At 40.8% G+C, this 21,742-nt stretch carries 25 protein-coding genes and 1 pseudogene; 6 read left to right on the top strand and 20 right to left on the bottom strand.

Features of this window, described 5'->3' with window-relative positions; all coding sequences use genetic code 11:
- Window positions 1-212 precede the first annotated feature (212 nt).
- Window positions 213-302: a YjcZ family sporulation protein gene (locus tag EIZ39_RS04430; RefSeq protein ID WP_129197776.1), complete on the top strand. Its 90-nt coding sequence runs from the start codon at window positions 213-215 to the stop codon at window positions 300-302.
- A gap of 91 nt (window positions 303-393) precedes the next feature.
- Here the strand turns inward: EIZ39_RS04430 and EIZ39_RS04425 are convergent, their stop codons facing one another.
- The 3 genes from EIZ39_RS04425 to EIZ39_RS04415 all read right to left on the bottom strand — a co-directional run bounded on the left by EIZ39_RS04425 (window position 394) and on the right by EIZ39_RS04415 (window position 4,689).
- Window positions 394-852 carry a GNAT family N-acetyltransferase gene (locus EIZ39_RS04425; RefSeq protein WP_129197774.1) on the bottom strand — a complete coding sequence of 153 codons (459 nt, stop codon included), beginning with the start codon at window positions 850-852 and terminating at the stop codon, window positions 394-396.
- 98 nt (window positions 853-950) lie between these two features.
- Window positions 951-1,634 carry a response regulator transcription factor gene (locus EIZ39_RS04420; protein ID WP_129197772.1) on the bottom strand — a complete coding sequence of 228 codons (684 nt, stop codon included), beginning with the start codon at window positions 1,632-1,634 and terminating at the stop codon, window positions 951-953.
- Window positions 1,612-4,689, bottom strand: a complete 3,078-nt coding sequence (locus tag EIZ39_RS04415; RefSeq protein WP_129197770.1) for an ATP-binding protein — start codon at window positions 4,687-4,689, stop codon at window positions 1,612-1,614. The genes EIZ39_RS04420 and EIZ39_RS04415 overlap by 23 nt, the downstream gene beginning before the upstream one ends.
- 172 nt (window positions 4,690-4,861) lie before the next feature.
- Between EIZ39_RS04415 and EIZ39_RS04410 the strand changes: the two genes are divergently transcribed.
- Window positions 4,862-6,073 (top strand): Bcr/CflA family multidrug efflux MFS transporter, encoded by a 1,212-nt coding sequence (locus EIZ39_RS04410; RefSeq protein WP_129197768.1) that lies wholly within the window; start codon window positions 4,862-4,864, stop codon window positions 6,071-6,073.
- A 171-nt stretch (window positions 6,074-6,244) separates the two neighbouring features.
- Window positions 6,245-7,135, top strand: a complete 891-nt coding sequence (locus EIZ39_RS04405; RefSeq protein WP_129197766.1) for a DMT family transporter — start codon at window positions 6,245-6,247, stop codon at window positions 7,133-7,135.
- A 59-nt stretch (window positions 7,136-7,194) separates the two neighbouring features.
- Here EIZ39_RS04405 and EIZ39_RS04400 read toward each other — a convergent pair.
- Window positions 7,195-7,539, bottom strand: a pseudogene (locus EIZ39_RS04400) (hypothetical protein); the annotation flags it as partial.
- Between the two features lie 15 nt (window positions 7,540-7,554).
- Window positions 7,555-7,734 carry a hypothetical protein gene (locus EIZ39_RS04395; protein WP_129197762.1) on the bottom strand — a complete coding sequence of 60 codons (180 nt, stop codon included), beginning with the start codon at window positions 7,732-7,734 and terminating at the stop codon, window positions 7,555-7,557.
- Between the two features lie 154 nt (window positions 7,735-7,888).
- On the opposite strand from EIZ39_RS04395, the gene EIZ39_RS04390 reads away from it, so the two are divergent.
- The 3 genes from EIZ39_RS04390 (at window position 7,889) to speD (ending at window position 9,493) form a co-directional block, all read left to right on the top strand.
- Entirely contained in the window at window positions 7,889-8,098 is a 210-nt protein-coding gene (locus EIZ39_RS04390) for a hypothetical protein (RefSeq protein WP_129197760.1), read from the top strand.
- Between the two features lie 224 nt (window positions 8,099-8,322).
- Window positions 8,323-8,898, top strand: a complete 576-nt coding sequence (locus EIZ39_RS04385) for a non-ribosomal peptide synthetase module (protein ID WP_129197758.1) — start codon at window positions 8,323-8,325, stop codon at window positions 8,896-8,898.
- A gap of 196 nt (window positions 8,899-9,094) precedes the next feature.
- Window positions 9,095-9,493, top strand: a complete 399-nt coding sequence (speD, locus tag EIZ39_RS04380) for an adenosylmethionine decarboxylase (RefSeq protein ID WP_129197756.1) — start codon at window positions 9,095-9,097, stop codon at window positions 9,491-9,493.
- Between the two features lie 45 nt (window positions 9,494-9,538).
- Here the strand turns inward: speD and EIZ39_RS27205 are convergent, their stop codons facing one another.
- The 15 genes from EIZ39_RS27205 to EIZ39_RS04305 all read right to left on the bottom strand — a co-directional run bounded on the left by EIZ39_RS27205 (window position 9,539) and on the right by EIZ39_RS04305 (window position 21,701).
- Window positions 9,539-9,892 carry a WGxxGxxG family protein gene (locus EIZ39_RS27205; protein WP_129197754.1) on the bottom strand — a complete coding sequence of 118 codons (354 nt, stop codon included), beginning with the start codon at window positions 9,890-9,892 and terminating at the stop codon, window positions 9,539-9,541.
- Window positions 9,893-9,974: 82 nt separating this feature from the next.
- The gene (locus tag EIZ39_RS04370) at window positions 9,975-10,511 is read right to left on the bottom strand and encodes a GNAT family N-acetyltransferase (RefSeq protein ID WP_164984890.1); all 537 of its coding nucleotides are present in this window, start codon (window positions 10,509-10,511) and stop codon (window positions 9,975-9,977) included.
- Window positions 10,512-10,607: 96 nt separating this feature from the next.
- Entirely contained in the window at window positions 10,608-12,296 is a 1,689-nt protein-coding gene (locus EIZ39_RS04365; protein WP_205668503.1) for a glycerol-3-phosphate dehydrogenase/oxidase, read from the bottom strand.
- Between the two features lie 20 nt (window positions 12,297-12,316).
- Entirely contained in the window at window positions 12,317-12,988 is a 672-nt protein-coding gene (locus EIZ39_RS04360; protein WP_129197750.1) for an MgtC/SapB family protein, read from the bottom strand.
- Window positions 12,989-13,147: 159 nt separating this feature from the next.
- Complete coding sequence (locus EIZ39_RS04355) at window positions 13,148-13,747, bottom strand: glycerol-3-phosphate responsive antiterminator (protein WP_129197748.1); 600 nt, start codon at window positions 13,745-13,747, stop codon at window positions 13,148-13,150.
- Window positions 13,748-13,831: 84 nt separating this feature from the next.
- Window positions 13,832-14,635, bottom strand: coding sequence for an HAD-IIA family hydrolase (locus tag EIZ39_RS04350; RefSeq protein ID WP_129197746.1), 804 nt, complete (start codon window positions 14,633-14,635; stop codon window positions 13,832-13,834).
- A 132-nt stretch (window positions 14,636-14,767) separates the two neighbouring features.
- On the bottom strand, window positions 14,768-15,514 hold the full coding sequence (locus EIZ39_RS04345; RefSeq protein ID WP_129197744.1) for an MBL fold metallo-hydrolase: 747 nt from the start codon (window positions 15,512-15,514) through the stop codon (window positions 14,768-14,770).
- 9 nt (window positions 15,515-15,523) lie between these two features.
- Window positions 15,524-16,336: a carbohydrate ABC transporter permease gene (locus EIZ39_RS04340; RefSeq protein ID WP_129197742.1), complete on the bottom strand. Its 813-nt coding sequence runs from the start codon at window positions 16,334-16,336 to the stop codon at window positions 15,524-15,526.
- Window positions 16,337-16,353: 17 nt separating this feature from the next.
- On the bottom strand, window positions 16,354-17,271 hold the full coding sequence (locus EIZ39_RS04335) for a carbohydrate ABC transporter permease (protein WP_129197970.1): 918 nt from the start codon (window positions 17,269-17,271) through the stop codon (window positions 16,354-16,356).
- A 118-nt stretch (window positions 17,272-17,389) separates the two neighbouring features.
- Window positions 17,390-18,697 (bottom strand): ABC transporter substrate-binding protein, encoded by a 1,308-nt coding sequence (locus EIZ39_RS04330; RefSeq protein ID WP_129197740.1) that lies wholly within the window; start codon window positions 18,695-18,697, stop codon window positions 17,390-17,392.
- 235 nt (window positions 18,698-18,932) lie between these two features.
- Window positions 18,933-19,391 carry a hypothetical protein gene (locus EIZ39_RS04325; RefSeq protein ID WP_129197738.1) on the bottom strand — a complete coding sequence of 153 codons (459 nt, stop codon included), beginning with the start codon at window positions 19,389-19,391 and terminating at the stop codon, window positions 18,933-18,935.
- On the bottom strand, window positions 19,388-19,684 hold the full coding sequence (locus tag EIZ39_RS04320) for a hypothetical protein (protein ID WP_129197736.1): 297 nt from the start codon (window positions 19,682-19,684) through the stop codon (window positions 19,388-19,390). Before EIZ39_RS04320 ends, EIZ39_RS04325 begins: the two co-directional genes overlap by 4 nt.
- Window positions 19,685-19,776: 92 nt before the next feature.
- Window positions 19,777-20,094: an AzlD domain-containing protein gene (locus EIZ39_RS04315; protein ID WP_240675689.1), complete on the bottom strand. Its 318-nt coding sequence runs from the start codon at window positions 20,092-20,094 to the stop codon at window positions 19,777-19,779.
- Window positions 20,091-20,822 carry an AzlC family ABC transporter permease gene (locus tag EIZ39_RS04310; protein ID WP_240675688.1) on the bottom strand — a complete coding sequence of 244 codons (732 nt, stop codon included), beginning with the start codon at window positions 20,820-20,822 and terminating at the stop codon, window positions 20,091-20,093. The genes EIZ39_RS04315 and EIZ39_RS04310 overlap by 4 nt, the downstream gene beginning before the upstream one ends.
- A 66-nt stretch (window positions 20,823-20,888) precedes the next feature.
- On the bottom strand, window positions 20,889-21,701 hold the full coding sequence (locus EIZ39_RS04305; protein ID WP_129197734.1) for a TrmB family transcriptional regulator: 813 nt from the start codon (window positions 21,699-21,701) through the stop codon (window positions 20,889-20,891).
- Between the last annotated feature and the right edge of the window lie 41 nt (window positions 21,702-21,742).

Raw genomic sequence — 21,742 nt, 5'->3', positions numbered from 1 at the left:
AAATCTTAACATTTTCCTATGAATTTAAAAATAAGGGGAATTCTTCCCCTTATTGAATCACCTATTTTAATCTCCTCTCCCACCACCGCATCAGGGACAAGCAACTTAGTCTAGGCATGAACCTATTTTTCTTCTGAAAGGGCAGCAGCCCACCCGGATGATGGGAAAAGGCATAAGATAAAAGTAATCCAAACAAAAGGAGTGATTCAGTGATGAGTACACCTATGGGAGGATTACACGGAGGAACAGGGTTAAGTTTAATTTTGGTTCTGTTCATTCTTCTGGTCATTATTGCACGATAGACGCAAATATAGGGCTTAACCCTTATGGGTAAGCCCTTTACTTATGCTCAAAATAGTTGGGTGAGCAACAGAAACTTCAGATAATTCTTGATTAAAATTTCCCATAGCTTACCGGGAGTACCATCATCCAATCCCCTCCCTCATCCATCTGAAATATCTCATTAGGCATAAAACCACAATGAGTAAAGAACTCTTGTGCACGTTGATCGATAGGATCTGTTACAACATACTCCGTTTTTGCCTGCTTCACCACAAATTGCACCAGCTCTTTACCTATACCTTGATCTCGAAAAGCTGGATGAACAAAAATGGTACCAATCAACATCTCTTTTGCACTGTGGGCATTATGGAGTCGAAAAGCCTCTTCGCTACATTCAATTAAACCTACCAGATCTCCATTGTGGAACGCCCCATAGACTACTTCCCCGTTCCTCAATGAATCTTCTATTGCGTCTAATAATCCTTGATCATTAGCTCCAATTGACAAGAGTTGCAATGACTGGCGAAAGTCTAAGAATTCATCAAGATCGACCTTTTGAACCTTCTTCATCCTTCTCACCTCCTAATAATGAGCTGCTTAGGATATATTGTTTGAAACAGAGTACAGAAAAACACCCCAAGGATAGGAGTGTTTTTCGCGTCATCTTATCATTCCATCTCGAATCGGTAACCAAATCCTCGTACCGTCTTTATCATCTTTGGTTGAAGCGGGTTGTCCTCTATTTTCTTGCGTAGATTGCTCATATGAACTGTGACGGTTCTTGTATCGCGGTAACTCTCAGCCCCCCAAATGGTTGAGTACAGAGAATCTAAACTAAATACTTGATTGGGGTGTTCGACTAAATACAATAACAATTGCTTCTCCTTTACGGATAATTCAATTGTTTTGCCGTTCTTAAGAACGGTATACGTATCAAAATTAATTTCGAGTCCCTGATAGCTAAACTTTTTCTGAGTCTCATTTTTGCCATCTCGTTTTTTTCGAATTCTATTTAATGATTGATTAAGCCGGTCTAATCCAACTGGTTTTAACAAGTAATCAAGGGCCTCTAATTCAAAAGCGGATATAGCGTAATGATCGTAGGCTGTAACATAAATGATATCAATGTCTAACGCTTTCTCCCTGATTATCTTACCAACTTCGAGCCCTAGCATCCTTGGCATATCCATATCCAGGAACACAACGTGACAGATCAGTGAATCAAGAATTTCCACAGCCTTTAGGGGGTTGGTAAACTTACCAACCATCTCAACATCACCTACTTGATTCAACAGAATTTCTAATAAGTCTAAGGCATGCTCTTCATCATCAATTAACAAGGCTTTTATCATCCATTTCTACTCCTCTCTTGCCTATTGCCTGTGGGGTAATATGGATGACCACCCTTGTCCCCCTTCCCACTTCACTTTTCAAGTCCAAGCCTGTACGATAAAAGTGAAATAAACGCTTTTGAATATTTCGTAGGCCTACGCTCTTCCCTTTATATTGATCGGATAGAATCTCCCCACATTGCTCATCGGTCATACCGACTCCATTATCTTCTACATAAATAACATAGGTTTCATTGACTTGCTCAACTCCAACTTTAATCCATCCACCTTCTGCTCTTTTCATTATCCCATGTCTTATAGCATTCTCAACTATAGGCTGTAAGATAAGTGGCGGTAACAGGAACTCTACTCCCTGTGAAAGCTGATACTCTACTTTTATTCTATCTTTAAATCTGGCACGTTCAATTTCAACATAAGCCTTAACCAGTGCAAGTTCTCTTGAGAGAGGGACCATATGCTCTGTGTTTGTAAATTCAAAACTACCTCTTAAGAACTCCGCCAGTTTGTTAATAAGATGCCTTGCCTTTTCAATATCTGTATAACTTAGAGAGAGAATCGTATTAAACACGTTGAATAGGAAATGAGGTTTAATTTGAGCTTGTAAGAAAGCAACCTCCATATTGGCCATGTCAACAGCCGCTCGATTCATCATTAACAAGCTTCGAATACGCATGGTTAATTCATGAATTTCAAATGGTTTATGCAAGAAGTCATTCGCTCCAGAATGATAAGCCGCTTGCATCTCATCTTGATGAATAGCCGCCGTTAGCATCACGATAGGCAACTCAATTAAACCGTAGACTTTGCGAACTTCTTTGCACACTTCATAGCCGGACATCTCGGGCATCATGACGTCTAATAAAATTAAATCTATTTTTCGTTTCGTTGCTAACTGTTCAAGTACCTCTCTTCCACTCTGAACTGCCAGAACGTTATACCCCTCTCTAGACAAACCATCTATAAGCAATTTTAAGTTCGTAACATCATCGTCTGCGACTAATATGGTATACTCTCCACCAATATACTGATCTTGAGGGGTTTCTAAACGCATAGACGGATGGGGAAACGGTGAGGAGACTATAAACGCTTCATCAATGGAGTTCATTTCCCTTGTACCTTTAGAAATCGGGAGCTGCAGCTTTACAATAGCCCCCTGTCCCAAGTCAGAGTGAATAGAGATGAATCCATCTTGAAGTTCAATTAATTGCTTGGTAATTGGTAGTCCTAGCCCAGTACCCTCTAGGGATCGCTTAGCAAATGGCTGAAAGATATTTTCTAGCAAGTCTTGTGGAATCCCGGTTCCCGTATCTCGAATGGATAGCTCAATGTAGTTGCCTCTCTCCTCTGCCGTAATCTCAATAAAGCCTTCCTTTGTATGTTTTACAGCATTATCTATAAGATTAAAGAGGATTTGCCCGAAGCGAAATTCATCTGCATACATGTTTGCTAGATTCTTAGGAACGGCGTTAATAAGTTCTACTTCTTTATCTTTCAGTATAAACCGAAAGACTTGCAAGATCCCATGAACAGAAGAGTGAACATCTAACGGTTTGGGATCCAGCTCTAATTGCCCTTGCTTTAATTTCGATAAATCCAGAATGTCGTTGACCAGTCTTGCAAGCCTCTTGGCAATCTGAGTTACAATGGACAGACTTTCCCTTTGCTCTACCGTGATTTTTCCCCCTAAATCCTCTATTAACGTTTGGGTAATATTGATGATGCCATGTAGAGGAGTTTTAAATTCATGAGACGTCTTGGCTAAGAATTCATCTTTTAATTTATCTACTTTTAGTAATTGTTGTGATAATTCTTCGTTTTTTCGATAAGTGTCCGAAAAACGATGAGCCATAAATAGGGAAAGCATTAAAAGATAAATGAATGGAAGAAATGGAGGTAAAGTATTAAGATTCGTATCTCCCATAACATTTAATGTTCCAACGACAAAATAAATAATTAAGGTAATTGACCCATTCACAAGATACATCGCACCTGTTACTTTTTGCCGGATGGCATTCACCTGTATATATATAATGTAGAGAAAAACCATGAGTAAGTAGATAGAGTGCAATAACTGAAACTGAGAGTTAATCGAAGCGGGTAAGAAAAGTGACAGCATGAGCATCGCCCCATAGCCACTCAGAAGCTTTATCATGAATGGCTTGGAGAAAGATTGCAACGAGAAATGATAGTAAAGCAGCAAGAAAAAACCTATGAGGACAGTAGATATCCCCTGCAATCTCTGAAACAAGGCATAGGGCATCCCTGGATATAATCCATGCAGTAACTTCTCCCCATGAGTAGCCGAATAAAGAACCATTGCAAAACAAAACAAAGAAAAGTAAAACAAGTGTACGTCTTTTCGCAAATGCCAGTAGAAACCGACATAATAGACAGCCATTGTCAATAGAGAAGCAATCATGATCCAATCATAGGCTAATGACTTCTCTCGAAAATGGGTAATGCTTCTCTCATCACCAAAATAAATGGAACCAATAATCCCTCCACCAGATGCGTAATCAAAATTCGCTACATGAACAATGATTTCTAACTCATGATCCGTTGCATAAAAAAACTTAGCATAAGGTGTGTTATGAGCAACGTAGGATGAATCCTCTTTAGGCACACCGCTTTGGGCTATTTTCTCCCCATTAACGATAAGGGTATTTGACATCCGGATATTAGAAGTTTTAATTCCAAGAATCTGCCCTTTATTATTCGTCTTCACCACAAGTCGGTAGGTTGCACTAGTAAATAAGGGAACTTGTTGCCCCTCTATCGAGTACTTTCTCCATAAAGAAGGAACCTTTACATATTGAGGAGTCTTCTGGTTATCTATGAAATATTGAGAATCCACCAATTTATTAGGAATAAATTCCCATTCCCCATCCAATTTTAAAGGTCCTTTATCATTAAAATCGTAGTGGCTTAAATCAAGATAACCTTGCTTCGCCTTAGGATTTTCTGCACTCTTATTTTCAAAAACTGCCACCGTTCCTAGCAAGCCAACAACTACAGATAGAACAATAACGAACAAGGCATATAATTTTATTTTCATATCCAAGCTCCAATTAATCTGTTAATATCTTTAAGTTTAATTGGTATAAGGAACAAGTCAAGAAACAATTAAATGATCTACATCCTTTTTTCTACATACAAGTTGAACAGATGTATATGGACCAGTCTAATGATTGGATGTAAGATGAGAGAAAGAAAAGGAGTGGTAGTGCATGAACAGCCTTACGGAACCCTCCGGGTCACATCGCATTAAATTTGCGCTCATCCTAGGCTCATTAGCCACCATCGGCCCGTTATCTATTGATATGTATTTACCTGCTTTTCCTATTATCGCAGAGGATCTAGGTACCAATGCCTCACTTGTTCAGCTTAGTTTAACCTTCTTCTTGCTCGGATTGTCTCTCGGTCAATTAGTCGTTGGGCCGTTTAGTGACATTCGCGGTCGGCGCATCCCCTTATTAATTGGACTCCTTGTTTATTCTTCAGCTTCATTATTATGTGCCTTAAGCCCTTCCATTGAAGCCCTGCTTTTCTTTCGGTTTGCCCAAGGGCTGGCAGGTTCAGCGGGAATTGTGTTGTCCCGAGCCATCGTACGAGATTTATATTCTGGCTCAGAATTAACGAAATTTTTTTCACTACTTATGCTAGTAAATGGACTTGGTCCGATCCTCGCTCCTATTATTGGGGCCAAAGTACTCCAGTTTACTTCATGGCACGGAGTATTTGTTGTACTCAGTATTGTTGGGACCATTCTTCTGATCACCGTCTCGTTCTGGTTGCCAGAAACTCTGCCGAAGGAACGCCGAATGACGGGAGGATTCAAGGGAACGATAAGAACTTTTAGACAGCTCTTGGCTAATCGCACATTCATGGGGTACGCCATTTCACAAGGCCTTGTTTTCGCTTCCATGTTCGCCTATATTTCTGGATCCTCCTTCGTCTTTCAAAATGTTTTTGGGGTAACGCCACAAATGTACAGTTATATCTTTGCCTTAAACGGACTAGGGATTATTCTTGCAACGCAAGTAACAGGAAGACTTGCAGGACGAATAGGGGAAACAACATTGCTTATGATCGGACTTCGTATGTCTGCTCTTGGAGGGTCCATCCTACTTATCATGCTACTCCTCAAGGCGAGCCTGTTTGCCGTACTCCCTCCCTTGTTTTTCGTAGTATCAAGTGTTGGTGTAGTAAATACAGCAGGCTTCTCCTTAGCTATGCAAACCCAAAGTAAAGTCGCCGGAAGTGCTGCAGCCTTACTTGGAGTAACGTCTTTACTTATTGCAGGTCTGTTCGCTCCTCTAGTTGGTTTAGGAGGGAGCCACACAGCACTCCCAATGGGCATCGTAATCGCCTGTTCGAGTGCCTGCTCGGTTCTTGCCTATACCGTTCTTGTACGCGAAAAGAAACAAGAAGCGGCTTGAATCCCTAACCGAAGAAATAAGCCCCAGCTTATATTTTGGAGCTGAGGGCTTATTTTGCCTATCTTCATTCTTAGTTTTTGATAAAACTTAGACAGATGTATATGGACTTTTTTTTATTTACGGAGGTAAGATGAGGTAGCAATATATTACCTCCGGAAGAAGGCTGCAAGTATGCTTCGTTCTTATTTATGGTTGTTACTCTGTGTGTCATTATGGGGGAGCAACTTTGTGTTTGGTTCTATTCTTGTGCAAGAATTCCCTCCTCTTTTATTAGCCGCTTTTCGTCTTTTGGTTACCACGTTATTTTTACTTGGGTACGCCTACTCCACAAACAGGCTGGTCATGATCACAAAACAAGACTGGAAGCTCTTATTGCTCTTAGGATTCATAGGCACACTTCTAAACCAAACCGCCTTTTTTAATGGTTTGAAGCTAACAGATGCGACTACTGCGGCTCTTATACTATCTTTAACCCCTATCACTACGGCCTATCTCGCCTCCGTATTTTTGGGTGAAACATTAACAAAGAACATGATTGTTGGATCATTGATCGCTATTCTTGGGGTATTTTTCGTTATTGGGAAAGGAAGCGGTATCCATCTATCCCTTGGAGTTCTCCTTATTTTTCTTGCCATGATCACCTTTTCCTGTTCCATTATTATCGTACGAAAACTAACGGAACGGCTTGATTCGTTTATTACCACCGTGTATGCTACGGCCACTGGTACGTTTTTGTTGATCCCTGTTGCTTTTACTTTTGAGCCAATATCGAGTGGCAATCATCCCCTATGGGCCTGGCTGCTTCTCATTGCCACTGCTATCGTAATGCAAGGGATCTGCGCTCTAATTTGGAATAATCAATTGAAAAAAATCGGTGCTGGGAAAGCCTCTATCTTTCTTAATCTTCAACCATTTGTTGCGATGGTCTCCGGTTTTCTCCTGCTAGGCACAGAAATTACCATTCCGCAGCTTATGGGCTCTCTTCTCATCGTGGTAGGGGTAGTTATGGGGACCATTCAAGTCAATCGAATGAAGCCTCGTCGAATTCCAACAGCAAGTTAACCTATTTAAACTTAAGAAAAAAGGGCTGCTCATCTGAGTCAGCCCTTCATCATGCCCTCTTACGGGCGTTGCACCTTCTTTAACTCTTCTGTAATTCTCAATATCGTCTTATCGAGTTCTTCTCCAAAGTGATCATCGATCTGAACAAACACCGTTTCGCCTTTCTGGTCTAATAAGCCGTATCCACGGTAAGCCGTGTCACCGTCTCTCATATTCATGGCTTCAATGAGCTCAAAGCTTGGGTCTGATAAAAAGATGATCTCTCTTTCATCGTCTCTAGGATAGCTCTCCTTCATAGCGTCCGAAAGACGTTTCAATTCATTCGGGCTATCCTTGCTTATGGCGAACAAGTTTACGTCTAATGGATCGAGTTGTTCAAGATGGGTATGCAGCTCCACGAGCTGTTGTTGGCAGGTCCCTCAGGTATAAGTAGTGAAAAAGAAGAGGACCGATGGCTTGTCTCCTGTTATAGTGACCCATTGATTATCCTGATTTTTTAATTGCAATGAATCTGGGTTTTCTTTAGCACAAGCTCCAAGGATGACAAGAGATAGGGATACAATCATGATCCTTATCATGTGCAACATGTATCTACTCATTATTTATTCCCTCCATTTCATTCTGATTGTACCATAATTTATCAGAAAAACATCGAAAACAGGTGCTCTAAAACCAAATGATGGTCATAAAAAAGAATTTCCGTACGAACGACATAATAGACAGAACTTTTTTATGATCCAAGGAGGAATTGAAATGTTTCTTGAAAATAATTACGAATTCTCTAGAACCATTTCTTCGATTCAAGATATAGACCATCTTATGGATAAAAAAGAATCCATCAAAAACCAAATCATGGAGTATATCAGTTGGGAAGAAAGAATGGCTCTCTACCAACAAGTACAAATTATTAATAAGCGTATAAGAGAGATTAAGGATCACACGGTTGTCCGGCATATTAGCTAAACCTTTCTACTGTTATCCCCCCTAATACTTGTTACAATTAACGGACATAGGTGCAATACTAAGAAATAAAGAGAAATAAAGAGCATTTAACTTATCTTCTCTCACTTCTAACGGATTCTGTTCAAAGTTCCCTTCTCCTTCCGATACAACGCACTCCACTCTCAAGAAGAATATTCGCTAATGTTATATAATAAAGACATCCGGTTAATTAGGAGCGAGATATTATGGCTAAGCGGTTAGCCACTCATTACGAATTGTTGAAGCTAGAGTTGACTTTTGATCAAATGAAATCCTTCTTAGAGCTATTAGATTTACAACAAACTCATACTCAGGTGCGCATTTTAGAGAACGGCGACCATGAGTTCATCCTATACGACCAAGGAATGGCTATTCCTTTAACTTTCCATCCTTTAGGGCAACGCTTTGTTTTTGAGGGTTCGTTTACTGTTAAGGATCTTAAATTAGCCAATACCTTCCGAAAAGCTATTCAGCAGTTTGAAGGCCATGGAAAGGTACAGCGGGTATATGAAGGCTATCACATGGAGTACAGCTACCAATACGGACAAGTCACGAAGATTCAAGAATGCCGTGGTGAAGATACTCGATTGGTATTTGAATTTAAAGATATTACGGGAGAGCTAAAGCGTCTTCTCATTGACCAGTCCGTGGAAGATCAAATTGCATGGGTTCGACTTCAGATTGATCAATTGCTTGATCAGAGACGCAAAGGTAAATTTACAAAAGAAATTGACCAGGAGCTAAAAAATCTAACGCACGAGTTATTTATCCTTGAAGCTTAAACTCTGTATTGAATACAGTGAGGGCGACTCTGAAGGTAAACTTTGACTGAAGTTTCCTTTAGTAGGAACCCTCTTTATATTTTTAGGGTATTGATCCCCCTGTCGAAACATGTTATAGTTACTATCGTTGTGAAAAAAAGCGTAAACTACTTAATATACATCTTGTAATACAAAGAAATGAGAGGGGCTGGAGGAAATCGAATACTCAACTTTTGGAAGACATGTAGCGATTGACTGCTGGGGAGTAGATTTTGATTTGATCAACAATGCGGAGCGTCTTCAACTTCATATGGTAGAAGCAGCCGAAGCTTGTGGTGCTACCGTGCTATCCGTTCAAGCACAACAATTCGACCCACAAGGTGCAACTGTACTGGTACTCCTATCTGAAAGCCACCTTTCTATCCACACTTACCCTGAGCGCGGCTTTGCGGCACTTGATTGCTATACCTGTGGAGACACCGTTGATCCCGAAGTAGCTATTGAATATATGGTTAATGTATTAAAACCGAATACGACTCACTCCAAGAAATTAATTCGTGGTACCGGAGATCTTGAAGTGGTGGAACGTTCTATTGAAAAGGTAATGGTGAAATAATTAACATAACAAAAGCTCGTCTGGGTTATAGACGAGCTTTTTCCTCTATTCCCTAGTGGGTTCTGGATTGCGATTACGGCCCATAAGACCTGCAAGTCCCACTAAACCCAGTAGCCCAAGCCAACCCCAGTCTCTTGTGTCAGCGGCGGTTGTACGTGCTGTTCCAGTTCCTGGTGTTCCCATTGTTCCCGCACCTGTACCATATCCAGTTCTATCCACATTGTACATGGCAGCCCCATCAGGTCCTGCACCAGGTGTTCCAACAGTATTTGCACCTCTAATTGTCGTCCCAGTTGTATCCGTTCCCGTAGTATTTGTCCGATCTCCTGCAGCTTGAACCATAGATAAGTTCATACTTAGGATAAGCGCACACAATCCAGCAGTTGCCATCTTCTTCATGTTGTCTGTCCTCCTGTCATTATGCTTAGTTAGTAATAAAGATTAGTTATAGCATTTCCAGGAGACAAACCCTTATACATCCTCATTTCGCTTTGTTTCTTTGATTCTTATCTAACGAATAATAAACCAAGTCCATATTCCACATTTGAATATCTTGTTGATAAAGTAAACCTAGTTTTTCAATTACTCTTCTTGACCTGTTATTTTCAGGTTTTGCTAAGGCAATGACTTCTTGCAAATGTAATTGTTCAAACGCAGTGTTTAGCACCTGTGCTCCTGCTTCTGTTGCATATCCCTTTCCACGCCCGTTCTGACCATAAGCATAAAGGACTTCCACCTTTTGCAAGTCCTCAATAAAATTCAACCCACAGTGACCTAATAAGGTTTGACTTTCTTTTGAATACACTCCCCAAATCCCGTAAGCATGCTTTATCCAATGACCTTCCATATAAGTCATAAAACTTATGGTTTCATCAAGAGTATAGCCTCTACCTTTAGGTAACCATCTCCCTACTTCATCCTCACTCATAATTTGAGCATAGGAAAACAGATCAACCTCCCTGTCCAATGGCTTTAAGATAAGCCGGTTCGTTTGAATTTCCCTCAATTGATGGATCATTGCACCCTCCTGATTGTAAAAAGTTACCAAATAACTTAAATTTATGATATAATCCATCAATTGAGTTTGTCTAGAAGATTTTTATAAAGTCGAATCTTATTCTCCTATGGCTAGGGATCGCAAAGGTTGATCCGAATCTGGTAATTCATGAATTTGTTTCAATAAGTTTGAGACCATTTCTTTCTGTTTTTGAACCTCCGTCTGATCCCAACCTAACATTTCAGCCATATAAGAAATGATTATTGAACCGTACTTTGTCGCTTTCTTCAAGTTAAAGTAAGTCCAGCCGGTTCGCAGTCTCAAGAAATCTGTGGCATTCACAGTCATTTCCTCTTCGATAGAATAAGCCAGCTGTGCACGAAGGGCCCGATGGGGAGAATTCTTGGGCAAGTCACTTAGTTTCTTATAGATTTTTAATGTATTTGTTCCATACACATCAATCCATTCACGAACGATATCCTCCTCAAGGTCAAGGGTTACTCCTCTCTTAAACAGCTCTTTTTTCCAATTTGCAAATGAGGTGTAACCCATACGTTCCCCGCCGCTAATAATTACCTGATCTGTGGTACACTTAACGAGTGCTCTTCCTAGCGAAGTGTTAAGGTCACGTGAAACAAGGTTAACAACCTTCTCTGCCATCTTGCGATAGCCCGTTAATTTTCCTCCAGCAATCGTAATGAGTCCTGAACTAGAAATAAACAACTCATCCTTTCTTGAGAGCTCGCTAGGCCCTTTCCCTTCCTCGTAAATAAGAGGGCGTAACCCTGCCCAGTGAGATTCAATATCCTCTTCCTTTAACTTCACTTCCGGAAACATCGCATTAACTGCCTGGATAAGATAATTTCGGTCGGCCTTTGTTGCACGAGGTTCATCAATGGATTGATCATACGCAGTATCTGTTGTACCAATATAAGTAATCCGTCCTCGTGGAATAACAAACACCATTCTCCCATCAGGTGTATCGAAGTAAGCAGACTGTTTGACTGGTAAGCGCTGATAGTCGACCACTAGATGAACTCCTTTCGTTAGGAAAAGGCGTTTACCCTGTAAGGAACCATCTAGATCTCTGACCCCATCTACCCACGGTCCAGCTGCATTTACCACTTTTTTAGCAAATAGATTAATCCTTTTTCCGTTAAGTTGATCTTGAACCTTCACCCCAACGACCTGACCTGTAGAATCATAGATGAACTCCGTCACTTTTGCATAATTGATAGCCTTTGCACCATGTTTTACTGCTGTTTTCACAATATCTAGAGTCAACCGGGCATCATCCGTTCGATACTCATAATAGAGTCCACCCCCTTTTAATCCGTCCACTTTTAACAGAGGCTCTGTCTTTTTCGTAGCTTCACTCCTTAGCATCTTGCGTCTTTCCTTCCGTGCCACACCGGCTAAAACGTCATAGATGTACAAACCGATAGAGGATGCCCAATATCCATATGTACCTCCTTTATAGATTGGAAGTAGCATTGGGGCAGGAATGACAAGATGTGGAGCATTCCGGTAAAGAATCTCCCGTTCCTTCCCTACTTCCTGAACCAGTTTTACCTCTCCTTGCTTTAAATAACGTAACCCCCCATGAATAAGCTTTGTGGAACGGCTACTTGTGCCTGAGCCAAAGTCTGCCTTTTCCACTAATCCAATGTGAAGTCCTCTAACACTTCCATCAAGGGCGATCCCAGCACCTGTAATTCCCCCTCCAATAACGAGTACATCCAACGTATCACTTGCCATTTCTTTTAAAATAGTTCCTCTTTCTCGTGCAGAAAAATAAGTTTTCAAACCGAGTCTCTCCTCTCCAGTTAGCTTTCAAACTGTACTTCCTTTACTCCTTCAATTTTTTGGAGGCCTTCTATTATGTTAAGGACGTTCTTGTGCCTTGACGTGCGAATTTGCATCTCTATAACTACTCTACTATGAAGTTCATCTACAATTTCCTCGGAGATGAAGATATTACGAATATCCACATCTTCAAAACCTAATACAGTACTTATCTCTCCTAATTTTCCTGGTCGATCTGCTACTAATATACGAAGCTTTCTTGATTGAGTAGAGGAAGCAAAACGATTTTCTATTCCTCTTAGAAGTAAAACACTAAACATAACGATTGCCGTTGTAGCAATAGCAGGAACATAAAAACCAGAACCGACACTTAAACCAATGGCTGCCACGACCCATAATGTTGCCGCTGTAGTCAAGCCCGTTATCACTTGATTCGAATGACGAAGAATGGCGCCTGCTCCAAGAAATCCAATTCCGCTTACCACTTGGGCCGCTAAACGTGCTGGATCAAAGCGAGCATTGGGATGATTGAGAAGGTGATCCCCAAAACCATAGATCGATGTAAGCATAATCAGAGCAGATCCGACTGAAACTAACAGGTGAGTCTTGAAACCAGCTTGTTTATTCCTCCGTTCCCTCTCCCAACCAATAATTCCGCCTAATAGAGCTGCTAATCCTAAGCGCAGCATCATCGTATAATGATCAAGTTCAATGGTATACGTTTGGATCTCCTCCCTTTCTCAACCAATTAATAAAACCCAACACAATGAGACTAGTCTTCTGACTATTCACACGTGTTGGGTTTCTCCTCATCTCTACCCATTTACATATTAACTTGTCTAGAGTTTATCCTAAGCTTTCATATCTTGCCATTGCCATAGTTCTTTAGCCGAAGTTGAGATGCCAATCGCTCCATTATCCAAAGCCAACTCTAAGTCTTGCAAGTCTAGGATCAATCCCCCTGCTATGACAGGAACCCCTAATTCAGATTGAATACGCTTCGAAATACGCGGAATGACCATTCCAGGTAATACCTCAATTGCATCGGGCTGAGAATTCTTAATGGTTTTAATACCATTTTCTAAAGAGACCGAATCAAAGACAAATAACCGCTGTATCGTCATCATCCCGTATTTCTTAGCTGCTAATATAATATTGGATTTGGTCGTGACGATGCCGTCAATTCCAATCTCATTGGCCAAATACCTGACACCCATCTGATCTTTTCCAATCCCTTCAATAAGATCAAAGTGGACAAAGATCAGTTTGCCAGCATCCCGAATTCGCTCAGCGTAATTCCCTAATGTAAAGATATCACCTTTAAGTAAGAAAATGATATTTGACGTGGTCCCTAATATAGCGTCTAAATCATCCTCCGTTACGAGAGATGTGATCACTGGCTTGTTCTTCAATGCATATTGGATCGTCTTGATGGCCTGATTGTCTTTCATTTTTGCAGCACGCCCTTCTCATGAATACTAACTCTATCTAAATGTTTTCTGCAAAAATGACCGACTTCCTCCTTTTCTCAGAGATTACCTCGTAAATGACTCCTCTGTTGACCTTTTCAACACGATATCGTAAACCGAATCTAGGATATAATCAGGTTGGTATGGAGCCCCTTCCATATTTTCACGTTTTGTAATTCCAGTTAGCACAAGTGCCGTATTTAACCCTGCCACTTTACCCATTAAGATATCCGTCTCCACTCTATCCCCAATCATAAGGCACTCTTCAGGCTTTAACTCTAGAATCTCTAAAGCTGTACTGGCTGTCAAAATAGATGGCTTACCCATGATTCCATCGATTTTCTGTCCTGTAGCGCCTTCAATCGCACCTATCATAGCTCCACAGTCTGGAACGTCTCCATCAGGGACCGGACAGGTACGATCCGGATTGGTAGCAATAGCGACAGCACCTTTCTTAATAGCTTGATAAGCAAAGTTTAAATGCGAATAATGGAACTCTCGATCCCAAGAGATAAGAACGACCTGGGTCTCTTGCGGAGTAGATGCGAATAAGATCCCTTCCTGCTCAAGCTCTTCCTTCAGTATCTCTTCGCCAATTACGTAAACCTTTTCACCAGGGTGTTTCTCCTTAAGATACTTTATGGTAACAAGGGCAGGGCTAAGAATATTTTGCAAACCTACTTTGATCCCAAATCTATTTAACTTCGCTACATATTTTTGCCTAGATTCTATCGTCTTATTTGTCAAGAAAAGCACTTTCTTCCCCATTGTCTGCAGAGTATCAATGACATCAACAGCTCCTGGAATCATTTCCTCCCCTAAATAAATCGTTCCATCTAAATCAAAAATATACCCTGAAAAATTCTTCATACGCTTCTCCTCTACACAAAAGTTCTTTAAGACAAAATACAAAAAACCCAAACCACAAAAAGCCTTACCCTTCGAATGATAAAGTCTTCCATGGCTTGGGATTCTCCACGTCTCTGTCCCTTGCACAGTAGCTTATTTGATTTTCATTAAATCGTAGCCAATCTTCACTTTCTCTCTTATGTGTGGGTTCAATGATTGCGTTACTTCCTCATAAGGCTCCCCATCTGTTAAATGGACCGCGATCACCTCACCCACTCGGTCCAGCTCATAGAATTCTGTTAGCTGCTTTAAGGATGTGTGATTGGGAAGATCTTCAAACGCTGTGGTAGCTTCATGAATTAACAGATCAATTCTTGGCTCTTCTTTTATCCTCGGATTTAACATGGTATCTGCGGAATAGACAATTACTTCATCTTGATCCATCATTTTCAAGCCGACCGTAGAACCTAAATGCAGGCTTGGAAAGGTCATCATAGAAAACCCTTCGCCACCTATGAGTTGAGTCTCCTTTTTCCATGGAAAAGTCCTAACTTGAATGGCGAATTGTATGGGCCATTCCTTTACCCCCATTACCTCTAACCAACTTCTTAACCTTAATTCATTATCCTCTGAACAATAGATCGTTAACGGTTCCTTACGTCCATCCAGCCACATCCCCCAAAGAAGAGAAGGTAACCCATAGATATGATCAATATGAAAATGAGTGAATACTATCTCTTTTATTTCGTCAGTTGCTATGCCCAGCTTCTTAAGCTTGCCAAGTGGATTCCCTCCTACATCAATCATAATCCAATGGCTTTGCGGTCTAATTAACAAATACGTATTATCACGTTCAGCACCAGCCGTAGCACTCGCTGTTCCCATTAACAAAATATCCATATTGCCCTCCTATTTGATTCCCGAATGCATAAAGCTCTCCACAAACTGCCTCTGGAAAACAAAGAAGGCAAGCAGTAAAGGAAAGATAACCATAATGGTAGCTGCTGTAACCGTTCCCCATTGCGCTCCTGTTTCAAAAGACTGAGCGAATATGGCCATTCCCACCGTTAACGGACGACTACCTACCGTATTCGTTACGACCAAAGGCCACATAAAGTTGCTCCAATGCGTACTAATTGAAATAAGAGCAAAAGCTACGTAGGTTGGCTTTGCCGCGGGAATATATACATGCCAAAGGATTTTCCACCAACTGCAACCGTCGATTTTTGCCGCTTCTTCAAGATCGATAGGAACTTGCTTAAACGTTTGGCGAAGTAAGAAAGCACCAAAGGCAGAAGCCCAATAAGGAAGCATAACGGCTAGCTTCGAATCCACTAAGCCTAATTCTTTCATGATCGTATAGTTTGGAAAAATTAAGATATCCGGTGGGATCATAAGCTGAGTTAAGAACAAGATAAAGATTACATTTTTACCCCAAAAGTCCAATCTAGCAAAAGCATAAGCTGCCAGCGTAATCGTAAAAAGCTGAACAGCTAAGATTCCAAACACAATAATAAAGGTATTGTAATAGTATTGGATAAAAGGCGCTGTATTCCATGCCTCGATATAATTGCTCACGGTCGGATTATCAATCCAGAATGGATTCGAACTCGATGTTACTTCACTTGTTGGTGTAAAGGAGGTAAAGATGGTCCAGATCAACGGAATTAAAAAGGCAATGCCTAGAAGAGTTACAACACTGTAGTTTACGATTCGGTACATGGTCTATCCCCCTTTCTCTAGTAATGAATCCGCTTGTCCAGATAGGCATAGTTAAAGATAGAGATCGCAAGCAATATGACCAGCAGAACAACCGTCAAGACGGAAGCCTTCCCCATATCCCAAAAACTAAATGCAGTCTCATAAATGTAGTAAAGCAAAAGATTACTTGCATTGTCGGGTCCACCCTTTGTCATAATATAGAGATGATCCACAAGTTTAAAAGAGTTGGTCACCGCAATAATAAGAACAAACATCGTGGTAGGCATGAGTAATGGAAAAGTAATATGACGGAATATTTGAAAAGGCTTCGCCCCTTCTATTCTAGCTGCTTCATAAACATCCTGAGGGAGGTTCTGAAGACCTGCTAAGTAGAAGATCATAAAAAAGCCAGCTTCCTTCCAAATGAGCATAAAAATCATAGAGTACATAACCCATGAAGGATCCCCTAACCAATTGACACCCTTCACCCCAAAAACCTCAAGAAACTGATCTAATAATCCATAACTAGGTGTATAAATAAACAACCATATATTAGCAATCGCTATCATAGGAATAACTGTCGGATAAAAAAAGGCGGCTCGCAGGAAAGCATTCGCTTTCAGTTTGCCATTCAGCCAAATCGCTAGATAAATCGCTAAGAATATACTCGTTGGAACCGTTCCAATGGCAAGCAAGAGATTATTCTTCATGACTTTGAGGAAGATATCATCCTCTAATAATTGCTTATACTGTTGTAGTCCTACGAATTCGGTTTGGCCCATTGTTGAATTAAAAAAACTTAAATAAATAGACTTCAAGGTTGGATAATAAGTAAATAAGATCAAGAAAATCATAGAAGGCAGCAATAAACTATAGGCAAACGCATTTTTCTTCCAACGAGTGGGGGGTAAGGACCCTCTCCCCGTCCCGGTTAACCAGTTCACCTTCTTTTCCATCATCACGGACGGACTGTCTTGCATCTTTGATTCCACTTTCACTACAGAGCCCCCAATCTTTATGGTATAGGAGACTTAAAACGCTTAAGTTTTAAGTCTCCTATTTCCGTCTTCGATGTTATTTGAAGTTCTTTAACACTTGGTCGGCTTGAGTCTGAGCCTTTTGTAAGGCTTCATTAACGCTAGTCGTACCATTTAAGGCAGCTTGAATATTGTCATTCAAGATCTTTTGAACCTGCCCATTCTGGTAAGTAGATAATTCACTATTTGCGTATTGAAGTTGATCCATCGCTACTTTCGCATGTGGGAAATCAGTCACATATTTTTTTAATGTATCTGTCTCATAAGCAGACTTTCTAGTTGCCACATACCCGGTGTCAATGGACCACTGGGCCACTCGTTCAGGGGATGTTAAGAATTCAATAAATTTGGCTGATGCCTTCTTATTTTCCTCAGGGATATCTTTAAACACATAAAGGTTACCTCCACCAGTTGGTGAACCAAATTGCTTGTTAGCAGGTAGGAAAGCCACTCCGAAGTCAAAGCTTGCGTCGTTCTTTACTTTCGTTAGGTTTCCTGTCGTATGGAACATCATGGCTGTTTTACCACTTAAGAAATCAGAAGGAACAGTCGCCCATTCAATAATTCCTTCCGGCATAACTTTATCCTTCTTTCCAAGATCATGCCAGAATTGAAGCGCTTCCACGTTGGCTGGATTATCAAAGAAGACTTGCTTTCCGTCTCCGGACATAATATTATCCCCGGTTTGTAGCGCTAAAGCTTGAAACATCCAATATTGAAAACCTGTGCTCGGAATCTCCAATCCCCATTGTGTCACATTTCCCTGTCCATCCTTTACAGTAAGCTTCTGCGCATACTCTCTTAGCTCTTGCCAATTGGATGGTGCTTTTTCTGGGTCCAATCCGGCTGCTTTGAAGGCATCCTTGTTATAATACAAAACAATGGTACTACGTTGAAAAGGAACACTCCAAACATCATCGCCTACTTTGGAATTGGCCATGAACCCTTCAAAGAAATCATCGATATAGGATTTCTCAAATTGTGGTGTCAAATTTTCAATAGCATTCATAGATAGGAGCGTATACAACTCTGTGGACAATAGTACTGCCATGTCCGGAGCATTGCCACCCTGAACAGCTGTCGCCACTTTGGTCATCGTATCCTGATAACTTCCACCGAAGATCGGTGTAACTTTAATGTTAGGGTTTTCCTTCGTAAAATCTGCAGCTAAACCATCAATGATCTTGGTGATAGGTCCACCAACAGCAACTGGAAAGTAAAACTCCAATTCTATTGGTTTGTCACCTGAACCAGCAGGTGCAGTTGAATTCGAATTCGTTGTTCCACTGCTACATGCTGTCAGCGCTAAGGTAAAAACAAGAAATAAGGCCCATAAACGTCTCACTTTTAATCCCCCTCTTTATTCATTATTGGCTGGACATGGCTATTCTGAGAAAAAGTACAAAAACCCTGAGTGCACAAATAACTCCTTCACTTCTGAAAGAATTAAAAGGTGCAATCAGGGCTCTCCGCGTCTCTACCCAGAATACATATTGGTAACATCTTGAAACAAATAATACACTAATAATTACATATTTTCAATATCTTTTATTCTATTCTTCGAAATTTTCTCCATTGCGCTATGAAGCCATGTATCGAATCCACTTTCGAACTTGAAGATAGAACATGATCTCAATAAGCACGGTTCCAAGCACATCCATATAACCATACTCTGTGCCAACCCCATAATAACCCTGTGAAATAATGGACACGACAATATAAAAAACAAAATAAAGAGGGATTAGAATAACAGCGAGCCGAATCACAATAGGAAAGCCAATACAGATAAATCGTTCAAAAAAATCCTTCCCATCACCCTCTTCATTCGCTTCAAAGCATAGTCGTATTCCCCAAACCGTCGTAAAAAGAATAGCCATCATCTCTAAAGCATAAACGGAATTAAACGAACTATCTAAGTAGGCATAAGGTGTAATAGATAAGAAAGCAAAAACCACCAAGATATATCTTAGCTTTTGATTCGATGTAAGTTCATTATTTCTTAACAAATCCGCTAGCTTTTTTACATTCCAGAAAATCATTCGTTCGTGTACCCCTCTGCCTTTAATCTTTTATATTCGGTGATAAATTCAGTTGGACTTGTTTTTACATAAAAAGAAAATACTTGGTGGTTGCTATGCAGATAAAGAAATCCAGTTTCTTCAGAAATCACTTTATACGAAATGTCCAGTATATCTTGAAGTGAGAAATGACGAGACTCGGTGATAATCTTATCTCTATATAAGACTAATAATTGCTCTGATTCAATTCGATGCTGACCGTTCGACTGAATGGTCCGCGATATTTCTATGTACGGTTGTGTAGAAATAATCATCCTATCCCATCCTCCATAAAAGGGAAATCCAGCAACACTCTTATACGCAACAATTCAGATAAGGTTTCACTATGGAGAATGGAACAAGAGTTTTAGCCCATGGTCGTCGTCCATACCACAACAAACAATAAGCTTAGCCCAAAACTTAAGAATACATTCTTTTTCCAAACCATAAGAGCCATACATAAAATACTAGCGATGACATAGAGGGGATTGACTTCAAAAGCACCCTCTCGGACAAACACGGAAGGGAAGATCAGTCCTGCAAAAATCCCGATAGGAATATACGAAAGACCGCTCATCAACCGTTCTGATAATTGTTGATTCGGTAAGCGCAAGAACGCTCTTCTACAAAAGTAAGTTACTGCTGCCATGCCGAAGAACAGCAATAAGGTTGTTTGAATACTCACGCAGTAACCTCCTTTGGTTGTTCTTCCTTTACTACCTTCCTCGATTTTGCTGGGAATGCGTAACCGATGGCAAAGGATAGAACACCAGCTATCAGTAGGTGCAAACCATTAGGTACAACAAAGACAAGAGCAACTGCTAACCCTCCACATAAGAAAAAGGTCGCGATACGCAACAAATTCGTAAGCTGATAGAAAACTAGTGCAAGGAACATAGCCGTAAAACTAAAGCCTAAGCCGAGCGCCTCTGGGTCAGGAATCCAACTGCCGGTCATGGTGCCAAGGAAAGTTCCAAAAACCCAAGTAAAATAAAGGGTAAAACTCACTCCCATAATGTAAGACTTCGTTGGCGCAAAATGGCGAAATCTATTCAGTGTTAGGGCATATTGCTCATCGATAAGAAAGAAACTAAGCAATGTTACGAATCGATTAGAGAATCCAGCATAGTAAGGGGACATGGATAATCCCATTAACAAGTGCCTAGAATTAATCAAAAAGGTAGCTAAAATAATAGCCAATATGCTTGCTTGATCGGATATCATAGAAAGACTAGTAAACTGCGCGGAGCCGGCAAACACGATGAAAGACATCCCGACGCTTTGCCATATGCTTAACCCAGCTTGAATGGCCATCATGCCAAAAATTCCACCAAATAAAAGAAAGCTTAATCCAATGGGCACGGCATCCATAATGCCTTGTTTCCATTGTCGTTCTTGTGGTGAGTTACTCAAACTACTCACTCCTTTAGAAGTTATCATTCTAACCACTACATTAAAAAACATAAAGGAAACGGTTCATTAGAGGTTGAACCGTTTACCAGTAACCACTTGATAAAGATCAGGGCGATTGCGCCAAAGTTGATCTAGTTTCTCTTCTCCAAACTCTCTCGTGATTTCCTCGATCATAATATCATGTCGCACATATTCTGTAGCCACCAGTACAAGAGCTGGGTTCTTCGTTTTCACCGCCCATGGCACAGATTGGTCTGAAAAATTAGCTATCACTACTTCTTCCCCGTCCCGTGCAACGATTGTCAATTGCCCACCCATACGCTTCTGCACGACTTCGGGTGGCATGTAATTGTGATGATAGGTGTGTCTAATTCGTTGATCCTGGCCACCGAAAACAATAGAGTAAACGGATACTTCTTTAGATACCTGCTCCTCCACCGCACGTTTGATTCTTTCCACCTGTGGCTCCCACACCGAAATCCACAATTCCTCCTGAGTTCGGCCAATGACGTCTGTCATTTCTTGAAGCACTTGTTCTTCCCCATCGAGATGAACAATGACTTCCAAATCAGGTTTTCGTTCAAGAGACTCTAACGTCGTCTCCAAGAAAGCCATAGAGTTTTCTAAATTATTTCGCATGCGTTGAAGCATATCCTTAGCTGGTACAGGAGCATACTTGACAGGTTCAGAGGGGACGAGATAAACAGCTCCCCGATCAACCAGCTTACCTAACACTTCATAAATCATCGATCGTGGTACACCAGAACGCTTACTAACTTCATAACCTGTAACCGGTGAGTTTTGCAACAAGGCGACATAGGCTTTACTTTCATATTGAGAAAATCCTAGCTTCTGAAGTTCACTAAATAGAAGTTCCAACCCCACACCCCTTAGTCGTTATTATCCTACTTACTATTACA

The organism is Ammoniphilus sp. CFH 90114 (genome assembly GCF_004123195.1).
In the GTDB taxonomy this organism is placed as follows: domain Bacteria; phylum Bacillota; class Bacilli; order Aneurinibacillales; family RAOX-1; genus YIM-78166.
This window is presented reverse-complemented; position numbering and strand designations above follow the sequence as displayed.

Coding starts and splice junctions, on each gene's coding strand:
- EIZ39_RS04430 (WP_129197776.1), top strand. CDS start 213: ATGAGTACACCTATGGGAGGATTACACGGAGGAACAGGGTTAAGTTTA.
- EIZ39_RS04425 (WP_129197774.1), bottom strand. CDS start 852: ATGAAGAAGGTTCAAAAGGTCGATCTTGATGAATTCTTAGACTTTCGC.
- EIZ39_RS04420 (WP_129197772.1), bottom strand. CDS start 1,634: ATGATAAAAGCCTTGTTAATTGATGATGAAGAGCATGCCTTAGACTTA.
- EIZ39_RS04415 (WP_129197770.1), bottom strand. CDS start 4,689: ATGAAAATAAAATTATATGCCTTGTTCGTTATTGTTCTATCTGTAGTT.
- EIZ39_RS04410 (WP_129197768.1), top strand. CDS start 4,862: ATGAACAGCCTTACGGAACCCTCCGGGTCACATCGCATTAAATTTGCG.
- EIZ39_RS04405 (WP_129197766.1), top strand. CDS start 6,245: ATGCTTCGTTCTTATTTATGGTTGTTACTCTGTGTGTCATTATGGGGG.
- EIZ39_RS04395 (WP_129197762.1), bottom strand. CDS start 7,734: ATGAGTAGATACATGTTGCACATGATAAGGATCATGATTGTATCCCTA.
- EIZ39_RS04390 (WP_129197760.1), top strand. CDS start 7,889: ATGTTTCTTGAAAATAATTACGAATTCTCTAGAACCATTTCTTCGATT.
- EIZ39_RS04385 (WP_129197758.1), top strand. CDS start 8,323: ATGGCTAAGCGGTTAGCCACTCATTACGAATTGTTGAAGCTAGAGTTG.
- EIZ39_RS27205 (WP_129197754.1), bottom strand. CDS start 9,892: ATGAAGAAGATGGCAACTGCTGGATTGTGTGCGCTTATCCTAAGTATG.
- EIZ39_RS04370 (WP_164984890.1), bottom strand. CDS start 10,511: ATGATCCATCAATTGAGGGAAATTCAAACGAACCGGCTTATCTTAAAG.
- EIZ39_RS04360 (WP_129197750.1), bottom strand. CDS start 12,988: ATGATGCTGCGCTTAGGATTAGCAGCTCTATTAGGCGGAATTATTGGT.
- EIZ39_RS04355 (WP_129197748.1), bottom strand. CDS start 13,747: ATGAAAGACAATCAGGCCATCAAGACGATCCAATATGCATTGAAGAAC.
- EIZ39_RS04350 (WP_129197746.1), bottom strand. CDS start 14,635: ATGAAGAATTTTTCAGGGTATATTTTTGATTTAGATGGAACGATTTAT.
- EIZ39_RS04345 (WP_129197744.1), bottom strand. CDS start 15,514: ATGGATATTTTGTTAATGGGAACAGCGAGTGCTACGGCTGGTGCTGAA.
- EIZ39_RS04340 (WP_129197742.1), bottom strand. CDS start 16,336: ATGTACCGAATCGTAAACTACAGTGTTGTAACTCTTCTAGGCATTGCC.
- EIZ39_RS04335 (WP_129197970.1), bottom strand. CDS start 17,271: ATGGAAAAGAAGGTGAACTGGTTAACCGGGACGGGGAGAGGGTCCTTA.
- EIZ39_RS04325 (WP_129197738.1), bottom strand. CDS start 19,391: ATGATTTTCTGGAATGTAAAAAAGCTAGCGGATTTGTTAAGAAATAAT.
- EIZ39_RS04320 (WP_129197736.1), bottom strand. CDS start 19,684: ATGATTATTTCTACACAACCGTACATAGAAATATCGCGGACCATTCAG.